General features: G+C 44.6%; 2 protein-coding genes. Both read right to left on the minus strand.

The features are described 5' to 3' along the window. Window positions 1-629: 629 nt before the first annotated feature. Window positions 630-1,172, minus strand: coding sequence for a hypothetical protein (locus IBX50_RS20255; RefSeq protein WP_292258196.1), 543 nt, complete (start codon window positions 1,170-1,172; stop codon window positions 630-632). After that, complete coding sequence (locus IBX50_RS20260; protein ID WP_292258197.1) at window positions 1,162-1,866, minus strand: DUF3800 domain-containing protein; 705 nt, start codon at window positions 1,864-1,866, stop codon at window positions 1,162-1,164. The genes IBX50_RS20255 and IBX50_RS20260 overlap by 11 nt, the downstream gene beginning before the upstream one ends. Between the last annotated feature and the right edge of the window lie 40 nt (window positions 1,867-1,906).

Raw genomic sequence — 1,906 nt, forward strand, 5'->3', positions numbered from 1 at the left:
CGCCGCTTCCAGCGCCTGTTCTTTGGTATTGCTGACCATAACGCATCCTTTTTTCCTGCATGTGACTTCAAAAAATATCAGTCATCAAGCAATTGCAGATTAAAATAAACATATAAAACAGTTAGTTATGGATATTTGGTGGTGTAATCCAGTCATCCAGTCAAGCAAGGGTCAAGCAAATTTCTGTCAGCCAGCTAAACCCATAATCTAAACCAACTTTAACTAGCTTCGGCCTTTAGTTAAAGATGGCGCACTTTCTTTAACTAGTTGTGATCTACCACTTGAATCTTTCAGATTGGCAAACCATATTCCATCCAATTTATTGTGTTCGCTGTAGCTCAGTGGCTATTCTGTCAAATGAAAAATACATTTAAGATGCTGATTATTATGGATTTATTCCAGTGGCCCACTCCGCGAGTCAAATGACCGTCAAATGAACTCTGTTCTGACCCAGAAGGGCGTATAACGCATTTACCTTTTCGCATCCAGCCCGCAGTGGGAAGTTCTTGACAGCAGCAACATCAAACACCACAATTCACCTCGCTCACCTACTATTCAGTAGAAAGAGGTGACCGTATCGCCCGGTCTACAATAGGCGACCATTCCTTTTTCTTCCCTTCGTTTCTTTATCAAAACCACTCACAGCCTGCCAGCACAGCATCACCTCGGCAGTAGTTCTGGAAGCGTTTTTCAAAGTCACGACGCTTGCCATCATGTGAAACGTAAAAACTGGTGACAAGAAAAGTATCTGACCTGCCCAGTTTCTGCAAAATGACAACAAAGTCGGCGTCATAAGCCCAAAGGTACAGGCGAATGTCTCTCTTCTTATTGGTTTCCTGATGGTAAAACAGTTTGATCGAGTCATGCGTATGATTCGTCAGTATCTGCTTTACCCATTCCAGGCGGCTTGCCCGATCAAAGTCTGGATAGCGCCCGATAACTCTGAAAGTGCGCCTGCCATTTTCCCAGACTTCCTCTTTTTGCTCTCTGGTCGTCAAGTGCCAGAAGTCCTGCTCTTTGCCATCATCTTTCCGGTGGCTGCGCGGGTTGATATAAATTCTGTCAGCCAGATAGGTTTTTTCAGCAACAAAGTCCCGATGAAAAATCCCGTATAACAGGTCAATAATGGCTGTTGCCTCAATCCTTGATAAGTCCAGAGGTTCACTCAGCATTGGATCTCCTTGGCTGGAAGCGGAAAATATTAAACTGTTGCTCCCAGGGTGGGGTGCCATAATTCAGCGCATAACCCAGCTTTGCTTCCAGATACTCAACAAACTGCATCTTAATGGCACTGGCGTGCTCAATATCATCACGGTTCCGATAAGCCACAGCGCCTATCAGCAAGTCACATAATTGAATCAACTGCGCTTCGTAAGACTGCACGATGGTGGTGTTAACCTTGATCTGCCAGCTTGTTCCTTTTTGCAAAACATCACACAGTTTACGGCTTTTTTCCGCGCCCAGGGTGTCCATGTAGTCAAGGTAAATGCGGTAATCGTTCCCTTCTTTGAGAAAATCCCGCAGGGTGTAATAAAACATCTTGTAGTAAAAGTTGCTATGTGATCCAGCATTGTACTGTTGATGATCAAGAATGTTTTTATTGAGTACCACTGTGGCTTTAAAACGCACATCTGGATCAGAAACAAGCAGATCAACCAGATCACGATACAGTGGCCATTGGTGCTTGTTCAGCTTGCTCCACTTCAACTCCGGTTTGTAGTTGTGTTGATGGCGCAGCCACTTAATATGCTTGATGAGTGACACAGCTTTGTCGGCAGTACAGTGAATGGCTCCAAGCACCATAACATCCGCACCATCGTGTTCGAGATGGCAGCTTTCATCACAAAAAATCTTGTAGGTCGTCATCCTGCTATCCTTGCTCAAGCATTTCAGGGGTGATTTTGAT

Source organism: Marinospirillum sp., from assembly GCF_014859565.1.